The sequence below is a fragment of the Bacillus atrophaeus genome (assembly GCF_001584335.1).
GTDB classification, from domain to species: domain Bacteria; phylum Bacillota; class Bacilli; order Bacillales; family Bacillaceae; genus Bacillus; species Bacillus atrophaeus.
The window spans coordinates 597,768-614,441 of the sequence record NZ_LSBB01000020.1 but is presented as its reverse complement, the minus strand read 5'-3'; the positions used below and the strand labels follow the sequence as shown (position 1 = coordinate 614,441).

The window sequence follows — 16,674 nt, the reverse complement described above, 5'->3', positions numbered from 1 at the left end:
AAATGGAGAATGACTGCCGCTTTCTGTCATCTTCTCTTGGCGCACGAAGCAACAGGCCATAATCTAAAATAACCGCGGGAGTGTAACCTCCCGCGGTCCGAATCTGTCTGACTATTGCTTGATGAAATTTTGGGTATAATATTTGTGATCTACTCCGACGCCGAGGTGCGTATAATCCTCATTTAACAGCGCTTTTCTATGGCCCTCGCTGTTCAGCCATCCCTCAACAGCAGCCGGGCCGTCCACATAGTTATAAGCAATATTCTCCCCTGCCTGCTGAAACTCCACATCGCCTTTTTCCAAACGGTCTTTCAGCGTTCCGTATTTTTTGGAAACATGGGAGAAATAATCATTATCCTTCATATCCTCACTATGTCCAAAAGCCACTTGTGCGGTCGGTTCATCCCATGCCAGCTTTGCCAAACCATGCTTTACGCGAATGACATTGGTCAAATCGAGGATTTGCTGTTCGCTCGTATCCTCTATTTCTTCCCATTCTTTGTCCGAAACCGTTTTCGGCTCAATCAATTCTCCCCGGTACACAACCTCATAAGGCCTTTGCTTCACAAAGGTTTCAGCATCAAACGCACGAATGCTTGACAGGCTGCCCTCAAATTTGTCCATATATAGCTGAACATATACTTTTCCCACTTTTACGGTAGGACGGGTATTGATATCTTCTTCTGAAAATTCAAATCTGTAGGAATTCCCTTTGTATTCCACATTCACAAACGGTGCAACTTGTGTGGTCTTAAATACTTCCCCTGTTGTTTCGCCGATTTGAAACGGCTTGGCATTTATACCGTTTCCTGAAGCAAACAAGGTGACAACTTTATCGTTCAGAACGCCGATTTGAACATATTGGTCTTTTCCCTTGTTGTAGACCCACCATTCGTAATCATATGCGGACGGATCTTTACGTTCCGGTTCTCCCAATTTTTCCTTCAATTCATCTGCTGACTTGCCCATCAACGACAGTAAGCCTGATGTCGGCATTTTGATCCGCTTGCCGTTTTCCGTTTCCTCATTTGATACTTTCGGTTCGCTGTCATTTGTTTTCTTTTCAGGAACAGATCCATATTGAATAAACAGAACATAGGTTCCGGCAATAATCAAGAGAATAACGAGAGCTCTTGCTATGTTTTTCAACCTTCCACCTCCCAAGATTGATTCACGTCTGCATCGAGTACAGTTTACATGATTCAATTACAATACAGCCTATTTTTTATGTCAATGAAATATGTGTTAATGAACAAAACCTTGCCGGCCGTTTTCATCATCTTCGGATATATCAGATAATGCACTGCCTGCACGTTCATTTGTTTGCTCAGACAAAGCCAGATCGCCAAGCGTCACAATACCGACCAGCTTCTTGTTCTTTGTCACAGGTATTCTTCTGAGCTGACGGGCCGCCATCAAATGAAGCACTTCATCCACTGATGTGTCTTCTTCAACGCTGACGGGCTCTTTTGTCATAGCATCGGTTATTTTTTGAGAATTAGGTCTTTTCGAAGCGATTCCTCTTAATACCAAATCACGGTCTGTGACAATACCAACAAGTGTTTCTCCATCTTCGTCAACTACAGGAACAGCTCCTACATCTGCGTCTTTCATCTTTACCGCAGCTTCATATACATTATCTAATACAGTGCAATATTGCAAGTCAGCCGTCATCAGTTCTTTTATTTTTGTCATCCTGAAAACCTCCTCCTTTATTCTACTGACATTGTCGTCAAGTTTTGTTTTTTACATACTTTCAACACAAGAAGATCCATTGAAAGTTTCATGTTTTCATACTATGATTGTCAGGAAAGGTAAATTTTATAAGGAGGGGTCGCGGTTGAAATTTACGGAAAGCGGACTTGAAGGGGTAAAGGCCGAGCTTAGCCGCTTGGATGATCTGATGGAAAGCAAGGGGCTGGTTCGAGCCGGTCAATGGGATTATGAAAGAGTGACATATGATAAGAAGTTTTCGATGATTGAGGGAACATTTTATCTGCGCATTCAAGGTTATGCGGTAGAGGGAGATATCGGAAGAGGCCAAGCTGTCATTGAATTGATGACCCCTTTATTAGGCAAGCATTATTATCCGCACGGTGTGGAGTATGGAGACGCAGAAGAGTTTCCGATCCAAGTCGTTTCAAAGAGCAAATCGCTGATTCAGGAAATATCCGATACCTTAAAAACCGTTCAACTGTAGGCTCTAAAAAAAGGTACAGCCTTTCATGCTGTACCTTTTTACGATAAATGATGCTGAATATACGGCGGTTCCTCTTGTCCGTCTTTTTCCCTCTCCTTTTTCACCCACTGAAAAAAGATAATAGCTAAGCAGGTGCCATACACAATTTCCTGTATGATTTTCATAATGACAGCTCCAAGCTGCTGATCTTCCACCAGCGGCAGTGTATTAAACATTTCCGGACCTGTTAACGGGATTTGCCCCAGCATGTCAGCAGGAACACAAAGCTTCATCGCTTCCGCCCAGGCAGACGGTTCAGTATATGTTGCATACAAAGGGGTTCCGCTAAACATAATGAGAGCACAGGCAGGAGTGAGCAAGATGCCATCGGCCATAATATAACCGAGTTTCATCAGCCCGCTAAGCTGCGGCAGTTCCTTAAGCTTATGCACAAGAGGCCACCACATAAAAAAGGCTGTAATGAAGATCAGACAAGTCATCAGCGTATGATACAGCGAATCAGTTTTCACCAAATCAAAAATAAACGGAACATGATAGATTGAAAAAAGGCCATTAAACAAGAGTAAAGCAATTAAAGGCACAGAGAAGAATGAAAAAACAGGCTTAACCATCGGATGAAAAATGAGCTTTCTCCATGCCTGCGCAGGAATTCCCGCAATCAGCAGCGGAGGCACGACCAAATATAAAACCGCCATCTGCCCCATATGCGCGCTGAACATAATATGTCCGAGCAGATCAATCGGGCTTCCCTCAGCCAGATATAAAAAGGCCATTGCAAGGACAAACAGCGCCTTCTCTTTCCGTGTCACCTGTTCATGACGTGAAGACAACCGTCTGCACAAAAGAAAATAAAGAACCGTGATCAGCACGAGAAAACAAAAAAGATAAGGGCTCCACATCGCGCGAAACCCAAATATCTCCAGATTATTGATGACCTTCACCTCCCGGCCGTGCCGGCTTTACCACCAAATAATGGTGACAAAAGCCAGCACCGTAATAAATGCGACAAATATTCCTGAATACAGAAATAAAGCCGGCGCTTCATGTCCTTTCTGATTCATATGCATGAAGTAAAAAAGCTGAAAAATCACTTGAATAACTGCCAGAAGAATAATAAACGGAATCGTAAACCAATTTCCGATATCATCCGAAGCCACAGTCAAAAACGCAACAAGCGTGAGACCGATCATCAAACCGAAGGATAAAACTTGGTATTTCATCTCCTCGGCATTTTTCTTTTTTCGATAAGCAAGATCTGTACTTACGTTCCCTTTGCCTTTTCTATCGTCCATGTTTATCCCACCATCCCCATTAAATATACAACGGTAAAGATAAATACCCATACGACATCAATAAAATGCCAATACAGGCTTGCGACATAAAATTTAGGCGCGTTATACAGGCTGAGGCCTCGTTTTGCATTGCGGATCATAAGCGCGCTGATCCACAGCAGCCCAAACGCTACGTGAGCGCCGTGTGTGCCGACGAGTGTATAAAATGATGAGCCGAGTGCCGAGCTTGTAATCGTAAATCCAAACTCATGCGTGTAATGTTTGAATTCATAAATCTCGACGCCTAAGAAACCAGCCCCTAATAAGAGTGTTAATAAGAGCCACAGCTGCATTTTCCCAAACGCGAAGTTTTTCATATGATACATCGCATATACACTCGTTAAACTGCTCGTTAATAATAGCATCGTCGCAATAAAAACAAGTGACAAATCAAACATCTCTGATGTCGGCGGATCACTGGCATTCGAATTTCTGAGAGCAAGAAATGTCGCAAAGAGAGATGCGAACAGCACAGTCTCTCCGCCAAGGAAAAGCCAAAAGCCCAAAAATTTATTTTTCCCTTCCAGTGTTGCTTTTTCTGGAGAAGCGGGGAAGGTTTCCGCAGTCAGTTGTTCCTCTGTTTGCATCATGTCTTCACTCCTTTATCATCATTGGCTAAATCCTCTTTATGAATATGATAGCCGTGATCATCAATTACTGAGCGAAGCAGCATGGTAAAGAAGGTGATGCCAAGGCCCACAAAGATCACAGGCAGTCCCCAAGCGTGATCTGATCTGTATAACAGCCCGAACGCTGCGACAAAAAGACCGAAAGATATAATGAACGGAAGAATCGACCCGTTCGGCATGTGAATATCGTTTACCGGTTCAGCCGGTGTCATCGACTTGTTTCCAGCCTGCTTTTCGATCCAAAGCGGATCAAGACCTCTGACAAACGGAAGCTGCTTAAAATTATATTCCGGCGGCGGTGAAGAGACAGCCCATTCAAGCGTCCGTCCGTCATGCCAAGGATCATTGCCGACATATTCGCCTTTAACTGATGTCCAAATCACGTTGATAAGCAAGATAACGACAGCAGCAGCCATGAAAAACGCCCCGATCGTACTGATCAGGTTTCCGGCCTCAAGCCCCTGGCCGGGCAAAAAGGTGAAAACACGCCGCGGCATTCCCATTAACCCGAGGAAATGCTGGATAAAGAAAGTAAGGTGAAAACCGATAAAAAATAAAACAAATGAAATTTTCCCCATCGTTTCATGCAGCACCTTGCCGAACATTTTCGGCCACCAGAAATGCACACCGGCCAAGATGCCGAATACAACACCGCCGATAATAACATAATGGAAGTGAGCAACAACGAAATACGTATCATGGAACTGGTAGTCTGCCGCTGCTGCCGCCAGCATGACACCCGTCACACCGCCTAGAACAAAGGACGGAATAAACGACACCGCGTACAGCATTGGAGTCGTGTATTTCACGTTTCCTCCCCAAATGGTCAGCAGCCAGTTGAAAATCTTTATTCCCGTCGGTATCGCAATGGCCATTGTCGCGACCGCAAAAATCGCGTTTGCTATCGGTCCAAGACCTGTTGTAAACATGTGGTGCACCCAGACCATAAAGCCCAGAAAACCGATTAACACGATGGCGAACACCATTGAGGAATATCCAAATAATCGCTTCCTGGCAAAGACCGGAATAATTTCTGAGAAAATGCCGAAAGCAGGCAAAATCAATATATATACTTCCGGGTGTCCGAATATCCAGAATAAATGCTCCCAAATAATCGTGTTTCCGCCAAGCTCCGGATTAAAGAAGTTGGTTCCGAACAAACGGTCAAGCATCATAAAGGCCAAACCGACTGTCAACGGCGGAAAAGCGAATAAAATCAGTGCTGACGCAACAAATGTCGTCCATGTAAACAGAGGCATTCTCATGTACGTCAAACCCGGGGCCCTCATGTTTATGATCGTTGCTAAAAAGTTGATCCCGGCTATCAAGGTTCCGAGCCCTGATATTTGCAGACCCAGAACGAAGAAATCAATTCCATGCCCTTTTGAATGAAGCGAAAGTGACGCATACGACGTCCATCCCGCATCAGGAGCCCCTCCCAAAAACCAGCTGAGATTAAGGAATACTCCTCCGAAAAAGAAGAGCCAAAAACCAAGCGCGTTCAAAAACGGAAACGAAACATCACGCGCTCCGATCTGCAGTGGTACTACCGCATTCATAAAACCAAACAAGAGCGGCATCGCTGCTAGGAAAATCATCGTGGTGCCATGCATCGTCATGATTTCATTGTATAATCCCGCACTGACAAAATCATTCCCCGGCTTAGCGAGCTGGATTCTGATAAACATTGCTTCAAGCCCGCCGACAAGAAAGAAAAACCCCCCGGCCGCTAAATAAAGAATCGCGATTTTTTTATGGTCGACTGTCGTTAAATAATCCCAAAGCAAAGATCCGCGCGTCCGCTTTTCTGTAAGCGCATTCAACATGTGTGACCTCCCCCAATATCTCCCTTTCTTCCCTTACTTGCTTCCTGCTTTTAATCCCTTTAAGTATTCATAAAGCGCGTCCATTTCAGCATCAGACAGTTCCGGATATGTTCCTGTCATTTTATTGCCCGGCTTGATGCTCTCGGGATCTTTCAGCCACGCCTTCACATTCTCTTTATTTGCATCTTTAACGCCTGCAACTTTTGATCTTTCCCCGAAGCTGGCCAAATTCGGCGCAGTTCTTGCCGCTTCCGCACGTTTGTCATTCGGTTCTACCGCATGGCAGCTCAGGCAATTCTTTTCCTCAAACAGCTCTTCTCCCTGAGTCGCCAGCTCGTTCTCGGATGTGTGTTTATAGTTTTTCATTTCCTTCGTCCAATCCTGAAAGTCATCGGCTGACAGCGGCTTCACTTTAAAATCCATCAGCGCGTGAGAAGGTCCGCAAAGCTCAGCGCACTTTCCGAAAAAGTATTCTCCCGCTTCTTTACTCCGTTTTGAATCGAAGGTCAAAAAGAATTTATTCTCGTTATCCGTATTTGTATCAATCTTCCCCCCTACCGAAGGAATCCAAAAAGAATGTTTTACATCTGAAGCTTTCAAGTTAAAATACACACGCTGGTCGGTCGGTACAATCAGTTCCTGACTCGTCACAATATCGTAATCAGGGTATTCAAATTCCCACCAGTATAAATTGGCTCTGACATTCACAACGAGAGCATCCTCCGCTTTGCGGTTTTTCTTATCCATCGGTGATGTATCCGCAAGCTCCAGCGTATATAATACGACAGGGATGACTAGAACAATCAGCAGCACAATCGGAATCACGGTCCACGTGATTTCTAAAAAGCGATTGCCTTCCACTTGTTTCGGTATGGTGTTCTCTCCCACCCGCGCTCTTCTGAACCTCACAATGACATAAAAGAAAATGATGGACACCACTACGACGACAATGACCATAATGAGTGTACTAAGCACTGTCAGGTAATACTGTTTATCAGCCACCTCGCCGGCAGGCTTGAGTGTGGACAAAAACGGTTTTCCACAGCCGCTTAAGACAAGCGGCACTAAGGCTAATAATGAAATAAGACGCCAATGCTTTAACATTTCACCCAACCCCTTTTTTGATCAATACCAAGGCGGAAATCCAAGGCAGGATTCTTTCTTCAGCCAAATCAGACTCCCTCCGAATAAAGCACTTACATTTCCTCATTTCTTAAAATATGAGTTTTTTTACTCAAAATACCATCTATGTATAAAAGTAAAGCCGCCTGATCAAGCAAAAAGGTCAAGGCGGCGTTTACGTAGTTGTCTTTTCGTATTATGAAACGGCAGATTAAGGCTCTGCCCATATTTTTAGAATAGGGTAAAGACGACCATTGCGACAAAATATATCGTTAAGTAATTAAGCGAGTAGACGAACATTAGCGTCGCCCACTTCATAATGTTCTTCATCCGGAAACCCATCAAGCCGAGAACAAGCCAGCCGATGTTTAATAAGGTCCCCAGGATCACGATCGGCAGACCGAGCCCCCCTAAGAAAAACGGGAGAGGAAGCAGACAGGCAACCCAGACAATAATTTGTCTTTTTGTGACTTCAAAACCGTGAACCACCGGAAGCATCGGTATATTCGCCGCCCTGTAATCTTCGGTTTTCTTAATTGCCAAAGCTAAGAAATGCGGAATTTGCCAAATAAACATAATTAAGAATAATACCCATGCCAGTACACTGATATTTCCTTCAACTGCCGTCCACCCGATTAACGGCGGAACAGCGCCGGATACGCTTCCGACAACCGTATTAATCGTATAATGGCGTTTCGTCCACATCGTATACAGGACAACGTAAGTAAATACTCCGATAAATCCGATAACCGCAGCCATTACTGTTGTCATCAGCAGCATGATTAACCCTAAGGCAACCAGCAATATCCCTGACCACAAAGCCTGATTCGGCTGGATTTTCCCGGTAACCGTCGGCCTTACCTTCGTCCGTTCCATTAAATGGTCAATATCCCGGTCATAATAGTTATTGATGGCGCAAGAGCCCGCAATGATCAAAGAAGACCCGATTAATGTGAGAAGCACGGTATTTAAATTGCCTAAAAAGCTTAAACCGGAAAAATGAAAAGCAAGCCACATTCCAGTAAAGGTTGTAATTAAATTCGAATTCACAATCCCTATTTTGATAAGGGAAAGGAAATCTTTCCACGCTGTTGTTTCTTCAATTTGTCCGTCTATAGCTGTATCATTTAAAATTCTGGAATTAGCCATAACGTAAACCTCCCTTACTCAAACCTAAAAGCAGGTTATTCTTCATGAACCTGCAACTCTATCATACAAGATTATTCCTTGTAAAAAAACATCCTCTTAAATATTAAACGAGAAACAGGAATTTATTTGTGAACTTTTTATGAATTTTACCAAAGATGAAGGCGTTCACCATTTTAAATATGCCGTTACCTTAGTTCTATCAAACCCCGCATGAATAATCAAGGGTACAATTTCCAGAAGTCCGGATTCTATTATATTTTTGTGAACAAAAGGGTCTGGGAATTGCCACGGAACACATCTTCGCTTACACTTGGAACGTATATAAAATTGCAGCAGTTAGTTAAGAAGGTGGATACTTGATGAATAAGTTACTAAAAGCTCTCAGCGTATTAACAACATTTGTGATGCTCATCGTGCTGATTGGCGGCGCTCTCGTCACCAAAACAGGATCAGGCCAAGGGTGCGGAAGACAATGGCCGCTTTGTCACGGACGATTCTTTCCTGAATTAAATCCCGCTTCGATTATAGAATGGAGCCACAGGCTTGCAAGCGGTGTATCAATTATATTAGTGCTTAGCTTGGCGTTTTGGTCATGGAGAAAAATTACGCCTATCTTCCGTGAGACAACATTTCTCGCTATCATGTCAATTATCTTTTTGTTTCTACAGGCGCTGCTCGGCGCATTGGCAGTCGTCTTCGGATCAAACGCGCTCATTATGGCGCTTCACTTTGGAATTTCTCTGATTTCTTTCGCTTCAGTTTTGCTATTAACATTACTGATATTTGAAGCTGATAAATCGGCTAGAAAACTCGTAAAACCGCTTCAGATCGGTAAGAAAATGCAATTTCATATGATAGGCATTCTGATCTATTCGTATATTGTCGTCTATACAGGCGCTTACGTCCGGCATACGAAATCAAGCTTGGCATGTCCGGATGTCCCGTTGTGCAGCCGGCTGAACAATGGCATCCCGACTCAATTTCAAGAATGGGTGCAAATGGGGCACAGAGCGGCAGCCGTTTTGCTGTTTGTCTGGATTATCGTAGCCTCTGTTCATGCCATCACTTCTTATAGAGAGCAAAAACAAATCTTTTGGGGCTGGATCGCCTGCCTGACATTTGTCACATTACAGGCGCTTTCAGGAATTATGATTGTGTACTCCGAAATGGCGCTGGGCTTTGCACTCGCCCACTCATTCTTTATCGCGTGCTTATTTGGCGTTTTGTGTTATTTCTTATTATTAATTGCACGCTTCCGCTACGAATCAAAACAATCGAACAATTAATTTATAGAAAAGGCCAAAGCTGGTAAAAAGCTCTGGCCTTTTTTTATGGGATATGGCTCTGGGTCTTGTTTGCCTTCATCCGGATAACTTTCGCCATTCAAGCACTGTCCTAATGAAATTCTATTCGGGAGATCATCCTGTCAAAATTGTATTGAATGTAAGCCTGATATCTCTGCGAAGCTACTTGATTACTTCTTTTAAGTTTCTCTCCCTTTTTTACACTTCTTTTACCGGAAATCAAAACAAGAGTGTATATCATCAGATATACACTCTTGCCACTCAAGCCTTTTCTATTTCAAGCAGAAGATCCCCTGTTTGAATCGGATCTCCGTTTTTCACATGTACATTTGTTATTGTTCCTGAGAAAGGCGCCTGTACAGTTGTTTCCATTTTCATTGCTTCGTTAATCATCAGATGATCACCTTTTTCCACCTTCGCTCCAGCTTCCGTCAATAGCTTAATAACAGTGCCAGGCATAGATGCCGCAATGTGATTTGGGTTAGACCGGTCGGCCTTTAATTTCTCCTGAACGGAAGATTTAATGCTTTCATCCTTTATAACAACCTCACGCGGCTGGCCGTTCAGTTCGAAGTAAAGGACACGTGTGGCATCAGGCTGAGGCTCACCAATCGAAACGAGCTTCACAATCAATGTTTTTCCGCGTTCAATTTCAACTTCGATCTCTTCACCGAGTGTCATGCCGTAGAAGAAAGTGGGCGTGTCTAATACGGAAATATCGCCATAGTTTTCAGCCGTTTTCACAAAGTCAGTAAATACTTTAGGGTAGAGCGCATAAGCCACTGCTTCCTGATCTGTGATTTCCGTCCCATGTTTTTCTTTAAATTCCTGTTTAATTGCTTCAAAGGATACTGGTTCAAGCAATTCACCAGGTCTGACCGTGATCGGCTCTTGGCCTTTTAAGATCAGTTTTTGAAGTTTTTTCGGAAATCCGCCGTGCGGCTGGCCGATATTTCCTTTAAACAGCTCCACAACAGAGTCAGGAAAATCCAGTGTTTCGCCTTTTTCGTAAACGTCATTTTCAGACAGGTTGTTTTGCACCATATAAAGGGCCATGTCTCCGACTACCTTAGAGGATGGCGTCACCTTCACAATGTCGCCAAACATGTCATTTACACGTCTGTACATCGTTTTCACTTCATTCCAGCGGTCGCCGAGCCCTACACCCTTCGCCTGCTGCTGAAGGTTGCTGTATTGTCCGCCCGGCATCTCATGCTCATAAATTTCTGTATGCGGCGAGTTCATTCCGCTTTCAAATTCATTGTAATATTTACGGACTGACTCCCAATACTGCGACAGCAACTCAACGCCCTGTACATTCATATTCGGGCGGCGGCCGTTCCCTTCCATTGCATGATAAAATCCGCTTGCGCTCGGCTGAGATGTTAAGCCCGCCATTGAGCTTACAGCCACGTCAACGATGTCCGCGCCTGCTTCTGCTGCTTTCGCATACATGTAAATTCCGTTGCCGCTTGTATCATGCGTATGAAGATGAACCGGAATATCAACTGTTTCTTTTAACGCAGACACTAATTCATATGCCGCCTGAGGCTTTAACAGGCCGGCCATATCTTTAATGCCTAATATATGGGCTCCGGCTGCTTCAAGCTCCTTCGCCATAGATGTATAGTAAGCCAAATCATATTTAGAGCGGCTCTTATCAAGAATATCTCCGGTATAACAGATTGCCGCTTCTGCTACTTTCCCCGTTTTGCGCACCGCATCAATTGCCAGTGTCATTCCTTTTACCCAGTTAAGACTGTCGAAAATCCGGAACACATCAACGCCGGAATGGGCGGACTGTTTCACAAACTCCTGAATGACATTGTCGGGATAATTTGTATAGCCGACTGCATTTGAAGAACGAAGCAGCATTTGGAACAGCGTATTCGGCACTTCCTTGCGTAAATCCTCCAGGCGCTTCCAAGGATCTTCTTTCAAGAAACGGTACGCTACATCAAAGGTCGCGCCTCCCCAAACCTCCATACTGAAGAGTTCAGGCCATAACACAGACGTAGGATTAGCGATTTTCTTCAAATCATTTGTTCTGATTCTGGTTGCTAATAGTGACTGATGGGCGTCTCTGAATGTTGTATCCGTTAAAAGAACAGGTTTTTGCTCTTTTACCCAATTCGCCAGACCTTCAGCACCTCTTTCATCGAGAATTTGCTTTGTGCCCTTTTTAGGCTCTTCATCAATATTCACTTTAACCGTATGCGGTTTGTCAAAGGCAGGTTTTTCTGTTTTTCCAATCCCCGGGAACCCATTAACTGTCACGTTGCCGATATAAGTCAGCATTTTTGTGCCGCGGTCCTTCTGTTTTGGGAATACGAATAATTCAGGCGTTGTATCGATAAAGGACGTATCGTACTGGCCTGTCAGGAATTTTTCATGCTTAGCCACATTTTCAAGAAACGGAATATTTGTTTTAATTCCTCTAATCCGGAATTCTTGAAGGTTTCGAACCATTTTTGCTGATGCCTGTTCAAATGTTAAAGCCCACGTGGACAGCTTCACGAGCAGAGAGTCGTAATACGGTGTAATAACTGCGCCCTGAAAACTGTTTCCGGTATCGAGGCGGACACCGAAGCCGCCGCCTGAGCGGTAAGCCATGATTTTCCCTGTATCAGGCATAAAATCGTTCAGCGGATCTTCCGTTGTGACACGAGACTGGATGGCGAAACCGATTGTGAAAATATCCTTTTGCTCAGGAATGTTTACTTCACGGCTGTGCAGTTCGTACCCTTGTGCAACTAGAATCTGCGTTTGAACAATATCGACTCCTGTAATCATCTCTGTAATCGTATGCTCGACCTGTACTCGCGGGTTTACTTCAATGAAGAAAAACTCGTCGTTAGCAACCAGAAATTCTACTGTCCCTGCATTTATGTATTGAACATTTTTAGCGAGCGCCACTGCAGCTTCGCAAATCTGATCTCTCAATTCATTTGATAGCGACACACTTGGTGCTACCTCGATGACTTTTTGATGGCGTCTTTGGACGGAGCAGTCTCTTTCATAGAGATGAACGACATTGCCGTTTTTATCCCCAATCACCTGGACTTCAATATGTTTTGGGTTTTCGATCAGTTTCTCTACATAAACTTCATCATTTCCAAAGGCTGCTTTCGCTTCAGATTTCGCACGTTCAAACGCTTCTTTGACTTCATTTTCACTTCTTACAATCCTCATACCGCGTCCGCCGCCGCCAAGTGAAGCTTTAATAATGAACGGATAGCCATGTGCTTGTCCGAATTGCTCAACAGCTTCGAGGGTTTCTGCTGGTCCGTCGCTTCCCGGTATAACAGGGATTCCTGCTTTTTCCGCCTGCTCACGGGCTTTCACTTTGTCACCAAACATATTTAAATGCTCTGAAGTCGGTCCGATAAAGACGATCCCTTCCTCTTCACACCGTTTCGCAAATTGTATATTTTCAGATAAGAAACCGTATCCCGGGTGAATAGCGTCCACCTGGTTTCTCTTTGCAATTTCAATGATTCCCTCGATATCCAGATAAGCGTCAATCGGCTTTTTACCTTCACCGACCAGATACGCTTCATCTGCTTTGTAGCGATGATAAGAACCTGAATCTTCTTTTGAGTAAACCGCAACTGTACGGATATTCAGCTCTGTACAAGCCCGGAATATCCGAATAGCGATTTCCCCTCTGTTGGCAACTAAAACCTTTTGTATCAACTGTTGTTGTGACAAAATTCTCTCCCCCTTGTCCCATTTAATAATCTATAATAAAGGAATATCCTTCCCATGTATACAATTGTTTTTTACAGATAAACAGATTTTTTCACCTGTTTCTTTTTCAATCCCTTTGGTGACAAGTCCTCTTTCTTTTTCTTTTTTTCGAAATAGTCAACAAACATGCTGATATTGACCAAAATCCCCGTGCTGCCTAATAATAAGAGCAATGAAGAGCCTCCATAACTGACAAACGGCAGCGTCACACCCGTAATCGGAATTAACCCGCTGACACCGCCAAGGTTAATGAACGATTGAATGGCAATCATGCTGGATATCCCGATCGCAAGCAGGCTCCCAAACGGATCTTCACATTTGCGGGCAATATAAAAGCCTTTTAAAACGATAAAGCTCAATAGAAAAATAACAAATAAAACTCCAAAAACACCTAGTTCTTCAGCGATAACGGCCATGATAAAATCGGTATGCGATTCAGGCAGGTAACCATACTTCTGAATGCTTTCCCCAAGCCCGAGACCGAAAATCCCGCCCGACCCGATCGCATAATATGAGTTGACAACCTGAAGTCCTGATGAATTCGCATAATTAAACGGGTTCTCAAAACTTTCAAAACGGGCTAATCTGCCTTCTGTCAAAATGCTGTCCCAATTAAAATAAACGAGAGGACTGACGAGCAGCAAAACGATTCCGCCCATGACCACAAGCTTTAATAGGGTTTTTCCGCTGAATCCCGAGCATAAGATCATGCACAGCGCAATCATCCCGATAATCATCGCTGTACCAAGATCGGGCTGAATGGCGATTAATGAGCAGATAATGACTGTGACAACCACCGGCGGCGCCACTCCGGTTAATAATTGGTCGATGTAGCTTTGTTTTTTGGCGTAAACAGCCGCAAGGTATAAAATGACTGTCAGTTTTACGAATTCACCGGGCTGAATGCTGATCCCGAAAATTTTAAACCAGCTTTGCGCATTACCGGCTACATGTCCAAAAATAAACAAAGCACATAAAGCGATGAGTGAAAGGAGCAGCATTATTTTTTGAAATTTCTGATTGGCGAGCGCCTTGTACGGGAATAACGCCATGATAATAAACAAAATACTTCCCGCTATGAAAAACAGCACCTGCCTATTAAAGAAAAAATCACTGTTCACCCCGTAGCGCGAAACAGCGGTAATCATACTGGCGCTGTATACCATCACTAAACCGAATCCGCATAGTAAAATAATTGCGAATATCAATGAGTAATCATAAGATTTTAACATTCTTTTTAACATAACATCCTCTTCCCTGCTTCCTGCTTCCTGCTTCCTTGGCTTATGTACCTTTTTTATTTTACTACAATTTATGAATCAGCACGAAGATTCTCTATAAGATTCGGATGAACTGTGCAAAAAAAGTCCGTCTTAACGAAGTGAATGAATCCCTATAATCGCGGTTACAAAAAAACCCAAACCGTTAATCGAGTTTGAGTTTTATCATTTATTTTCCTGTAAACGCGTCATGTAAAGCTGACAATTCGCGTTCCAATGTGGTTAAAAGCTCTTTTCCGTCTTTTTCATCAACTAATCCCAGGCGGACAGCAAAATCGATCTCCCTCGACAGTCCGAACATTTGAGTATCCAAAACCTCTTCATAAAGAGGACATTGAGGCATCGTTAAGTTATCCATTTGTACTCGGATCAGCTTCAAAATCTTCTCAGCATCTAATTTCAGCAAATCTAGTGCCTTCTGCCGATGGTCAACTATCATCTCTGAAGCCAAAAGTATCCCTCCGTTCCCCAGGCGAGTACCTAATTCTTCTATTTATCATAAAGGGTATCAGCTGAAATTGCAAGAGGATTTAAGCAGATGTCATGATAATAGCGAAATTAAAAAATACTCAGCCTGTATGTCTCAGACATTAATTCCAAAAGCTTCACACCCGCTATGCTGTTGCCTTTTTCATCTAAGGCCGGACCGAAAATGCCGATGCCGAAATCATAAGGCGAAATGCCCATGATGCCCCCTGATACTCCGCTTTTCGCAGGAATTCCGATCTTGATGGCAAATTCTCCGCTTGCATTATACATGCCGCATGTCACCATGAAAGTTTTGCAAATTCTGGCAACATCTTTCGGAATGACTTGCTCCCCCGTTTCAGGATGTTTTCCGTTTAAAGCAAATACACATCCGATTTTGGCCAAATCAAGACTGTTCATCTCAATCGCGCATTGTTTGGTATATAAATCCATCACAGATTCCACATCATCATGAAGGATCTCATATTGTTTCATGTAATAACACATTGCCCTATTAATCATAGATGTTTTATATTCAGACTCCGCCACATTTTGGCAGTAGGTTATCTTCTCATTGTTCGCAAGCCTTCTGATAAACGCAAGTAAATAATCGAGTCTGTCTTTTGCAGTCTTTCCTTTGATTAAGCTTGTAACTACTAGTGCGCCTGCATTGATCATCGGATTTAACGGTTTGCTCGGATTCACCGTTTCCAGCTTTATAATAGAATTAAACGGGTCGCCGGTCGGTTCTTGCCCCACATAGCTGAATACCCTGTCTTTACCATAATCCATTAACACGAGCGCAAGCGACAATACTTTAGATATGCTTTGAAGAGTAAATGTTTTTTCTATATCACCGGCTGACAGACATGTATTTTCTGTATAATATATCGCCACAGAAAGGTCATTCTCGTCAGCCTCTGCCAATGCAGGAATATAATCAGCCACTTTTCCCCGCCCTGTCATTTTTTTCGCTTCTCGCACCAACGCTTCCAGCTCATCATTATGCCGGCATACCATATAATCACCCTCGCTCTTCAGCAGTTCATTACACATAATTTGTTACGTAAAGTGACAATTCATGCGAAAACTTTTATACTTTTGAGAGAAGGAGGTCATAAGCATGAGTATCATACAAGTAAAAGGCAATGTTACATACCCGATTACGATTGATCCAAGCGTTTGGATTTTTGATGACCGCAAGTTCCCATTTGACAGCTGGAATAAAGAATCCGCAACAGGCTATCAAACGGGGGAAGAGCAAGAAACACTCGATACAGAGCGTCTGATCAGGGAAGGGCAAATTGCCCCGCCGACATTAAAAACAGAAAAGCGGTTCGAAAAAGAAAAACTGATGAATGGCAGCTTTGCGATGAAACTAGGCACTGTGCTGAAAAATGCCGAGCCACTGGAATCTGCTGTCCAATGTGTATTTATCACCAATACGGAAAGAATTTCTGTTCCGCTGGATAAGGCAGTGGACAGTATTGTCCATTTTAGTGAATCCGGCAAACCGTTACAAGAGGACGGTCCCGTTCACATTTATTTTGCCGATCACTCAAATCGTGAGCAGCCGATCACCGGCCTAAAAGAATTAGAGATTATCTAAGGCATA

Annotated in this window: 15 protein-coding genes; 3 read left to right on the top strand and 12 right to left on the bottom strand. The window is 43.5% G+C overall.

What is annotated here, in order from left to right:
* Positions 1–111: 111 nt before the first annotated feature.
* Positions 112–1,149 (bottom strand): CAP domain-containing protein, encoded by a 1,038-nt coding sequence (locus AXI57_RS16775; RefSeq protein ID WP_061670724.1) that lies wholly within the window; start codon positions 1,147–1,149, stop codon positions 112–114.
* Positions 1,150–1,245: 96 nt separating this feature from the next.
* A complete protein-coding gene (locus AXI57_RS16770) occupies positions 1,246–1,695 on the bottom strand; it encodes a CBS domain-containing protein (RefSeq protein WP_003329091.1) in 450 nt (149 codons plus the stop codon).
* Between the two features lie 145 nt (positions 1,696–1,840).
* Between AXI57_RS16770 and AXI57_RS16765 the strand changes: the two genes are divergently transcribed.
* A complete protein-coding gene (locus tag AXI57_RS16765) occupies positions 1,841–2,200 on the top strand; it encodes a YugN family protein (RefSeq protein ID WP_061670723.1) in 360 nt (119 codons plus the stop codon).
* A 38-nt stretch (positions 2,201–2,238) separates the two neighbouring features.
* Here AXI57_RS16765 and ctaG read toward each other — a convergent pair whose 3' ends face one another.
* The 6 genes from ctaG to cyoE all read right to left on the bottom strand — a co-directional run bounded on the left by ctaG (position 2,239) and on the right by cyoE (position 8,257).
* The gene (gene ctaG, locus AXI57_RS16760) at positions 2,239–3,132 is read right to left on the bottom strand and encodes a cytochrome c oxidase assembly factor CtaG (RefSeq protein ID WP_061670907.1); all 894 of its coding nucleotides are present in this window, start codon (positions 3,130–3,132) and stop codon (positions 2,239–2,241) included.
* A 27-nt stretch (positions 3,133–3,159) separates the two neighbouring features.
* On the bottom strand, positions 3,160–3,492 hold the full coding sequence (gene ctaF / locus AXI57_RS16755) for a cytochrome c oxidase subunit IVB (protein ID WP_003329094.1): 333 nt from the start codon (positions 3,490–3,492) through the stop codon (positions 3,160–3,162).
* Positions 3,493–3,494: 2 nt separating this feature from the next.
* Positions 3,495–4,118, bottom strand: coding sequence for a cytochrome c oxidase subunit III (gene ctaE / locus AXI57_RS16750; RefSeq protein WP_003329095.1), 624 nt, complete (start codon positions 4,116–4,118; stop codon positions 3,495–3,497).
* Positions 4,118–5,986 carry a cytochrome c oxidase subunit I gene (gene ctaD, locus AXI57_RS16745; protein WP_010788510.1) on the bottom strand — a complete coding sequence of 623 codons (1,869 nt, stop codon included), beginning with the start codon at positions 5,984–5,986 and terminating at the stop codon, positions 4,118–4,120. The genes ctaE and ctaD overlap by 1 nt, the downstream gene beginning before the upstream one ends.
* A 33-nt stretch (positions 5,987–6,019) precedes the next feature.
* Positions 6,020–7,090 (bottom strand): cytochrome c oxidase subunit II, encoded by a 1,071-nt coding sequence (coxB, locus tag AXI57_RS16740; RefSeq protein WP_003329097.1) that lies wholly within the window; start codon positions 7,088–7,090, stop codon positions 6,020–6,022.
* A 249-nt stretch (positions 7,091–7,339) separates the two neighbouring features.
* The gene (gene cyoE / locus AXI57_RS16735) at positions 7,340–8,257 is read right to left on the bottom strand and encodes a heme o synthase (RefSeq protein ID WP_003329098.1); all 918 of its coding nucleotides are present in this window, start codon (positions 8,255–8,257) and stop codon (positions 7,340–7,342) included.
* Positions 8,258–8,616: 359 nt separating this feature from the next.
* Here cyoE and ctaA point away from each other — a divergent pair, with 359 nt between their 5' ends.
* Positions 8,617–9,543, top strand: a complete 927-nt coding sequence (ctaA, locus tag AXI57_RS16730) for a heme A synthase CtaA (RefSeq protein ID WP_013390501.1) — start codon at positions 8,617–8,619, stop codon at positions 9,541–9,543.
* Positions 9,544–9,822: 279 nt separating this feature from the next.
* Here the strand turns inward: ctaA and pyc are convergent, their stop codons facing one another.
* The 4 genes from pyc to glsA form a co-directional block, all read right to left on the bottom strand.
* On the bottom strand, positions 9,823–13,272 hold the full coding sequence (gene pyc / locus AXI57_RS16725; RefSeq protein WP_061670722.1) for a pyruvate carboxylase: 3,450 nt from the start codon (positions 13,270–13,272) through the stop codon (positions 9,823–9,825).
* A gap of 71 nt (positions 13,273–13,343) precedes the next feature.
* Entirely contained in the window at positions 13,344–14,555 is a 1,212-nt protein-coding gene (locus tag AXI57_RS16720) for an FtsW/RodA/SpoVE family cell cycle protein (RefSeq protein ID WP_013390500.1), read from the bottom strand.
* A 205-nt stretch (positions 14,556–14,760) separates the two neighbouring features.
* Entirely contained in the window at positions 14,761–15,042 is a 282-nt protein-coding gene (locus tag AXI57_RS16715) for an Fpa/YlaN family protein (protein WP_003329103.1), read from the bottom strand.
* A gap of 107 nt (positions 15,043–15,149) precedes the next feature.
* Positions 15,150–16,079 carry a glutaminase A gene (glsA, locus tag AXI57_RS16710; RefSeq protein WP_061670721.1) on the bottom strand — a complete coding sequence of 310 codons (930 nt, stop codon included), beginning with the start codon at positions 16,077–16,079 and terminating at the stop codon, positions 15,150–15,152.
* A gap of 103 nt (positions 16,080–16,182) precedes the next feature.
* Between glsA and AXI57_RS16705 the strand changes: the two genes are divergently transcribed.
* Positions 16,183–16,668: a hypothetical protein gene (locus AXI57_RS16705; RefSeq protein ID WP_061670720.1), complete on the top strand. Its 486-nt coding sequence runs from the start codon at positions 16,183–16,185 to the stop codon at positions 16,666–16,668.
* Positions 16,669–16,674: the final 6 nt, after the last annotated feature.

Bases quoted from the DNA above. Each gene is read 5' to 3' on its own strand.
- AXI57_RS16770 (WP_003329091.1), bottom strand. From the start codon at position 1,695: ATGACAAAAATAAAAGAACTGATGACGGCTGACTTGCAATATTGCACT.
- ctaF (WP_003329094.1), bottom strand. From the start codon at position 3,492: ATGGACGATAGAAAAGGCAAAGGGAACGTAAGTACAGATCTTGCTTAT.
- ctaE (WP_003329095.1), bottom strand. From the start codon at position 4,118: ATGCAAACAGAGGAACAACTGACTGCGGAAACCTTCCCCGCTTCTCCA.
- ctaD (WP_010788510.1), bottom strand. From the start codon at position 5,986: ATGTTGAATGCGCTTACAGAAAAGCGGACGCGCGGATCTTTGCTTTGG.
- coxB (WP_003329097.1), bottom strand. From the start codon at position 7,090: ATGTTAAAGCATTGGCGTCTTATTTCATTATTAGCCTTAGTGCCGCTT.
- cyoE (WP_003329098.1), bottom strand. From the start codon at position 8,257: ATGGCTAATTCCAGAATTTTAAATGATACAGCTATAGACGGACAAATT.
- ctaA (WP_013390501.1), top strand. From the start codon at position 8,617: ATGAATAAGTTACTAAAAGCTCTCAGCGTATTAACAACATTTGTGATG.
- AXI57_RS16720 (WP_013390500.1), bottom strand. From the start codon at position 14,555: ATGTTAAAAAGAATGTTAAAATCTTATGATTACTCATTGATATTCGCA.
- glsA (WP_061670721.1), bottom strand. From the start codon at position 16,079: ATGGTATGCCGGCATAATGATGAGCTGGAAGCGTTGGTGCGAGAAGCG.
- AXI57_RS16705 (WP_061670720.1), top strand. From the start codon at position 16,183: ATGAGTATCATACAAGTAAAAGGCAATGTTACATACCCGATTACGATT.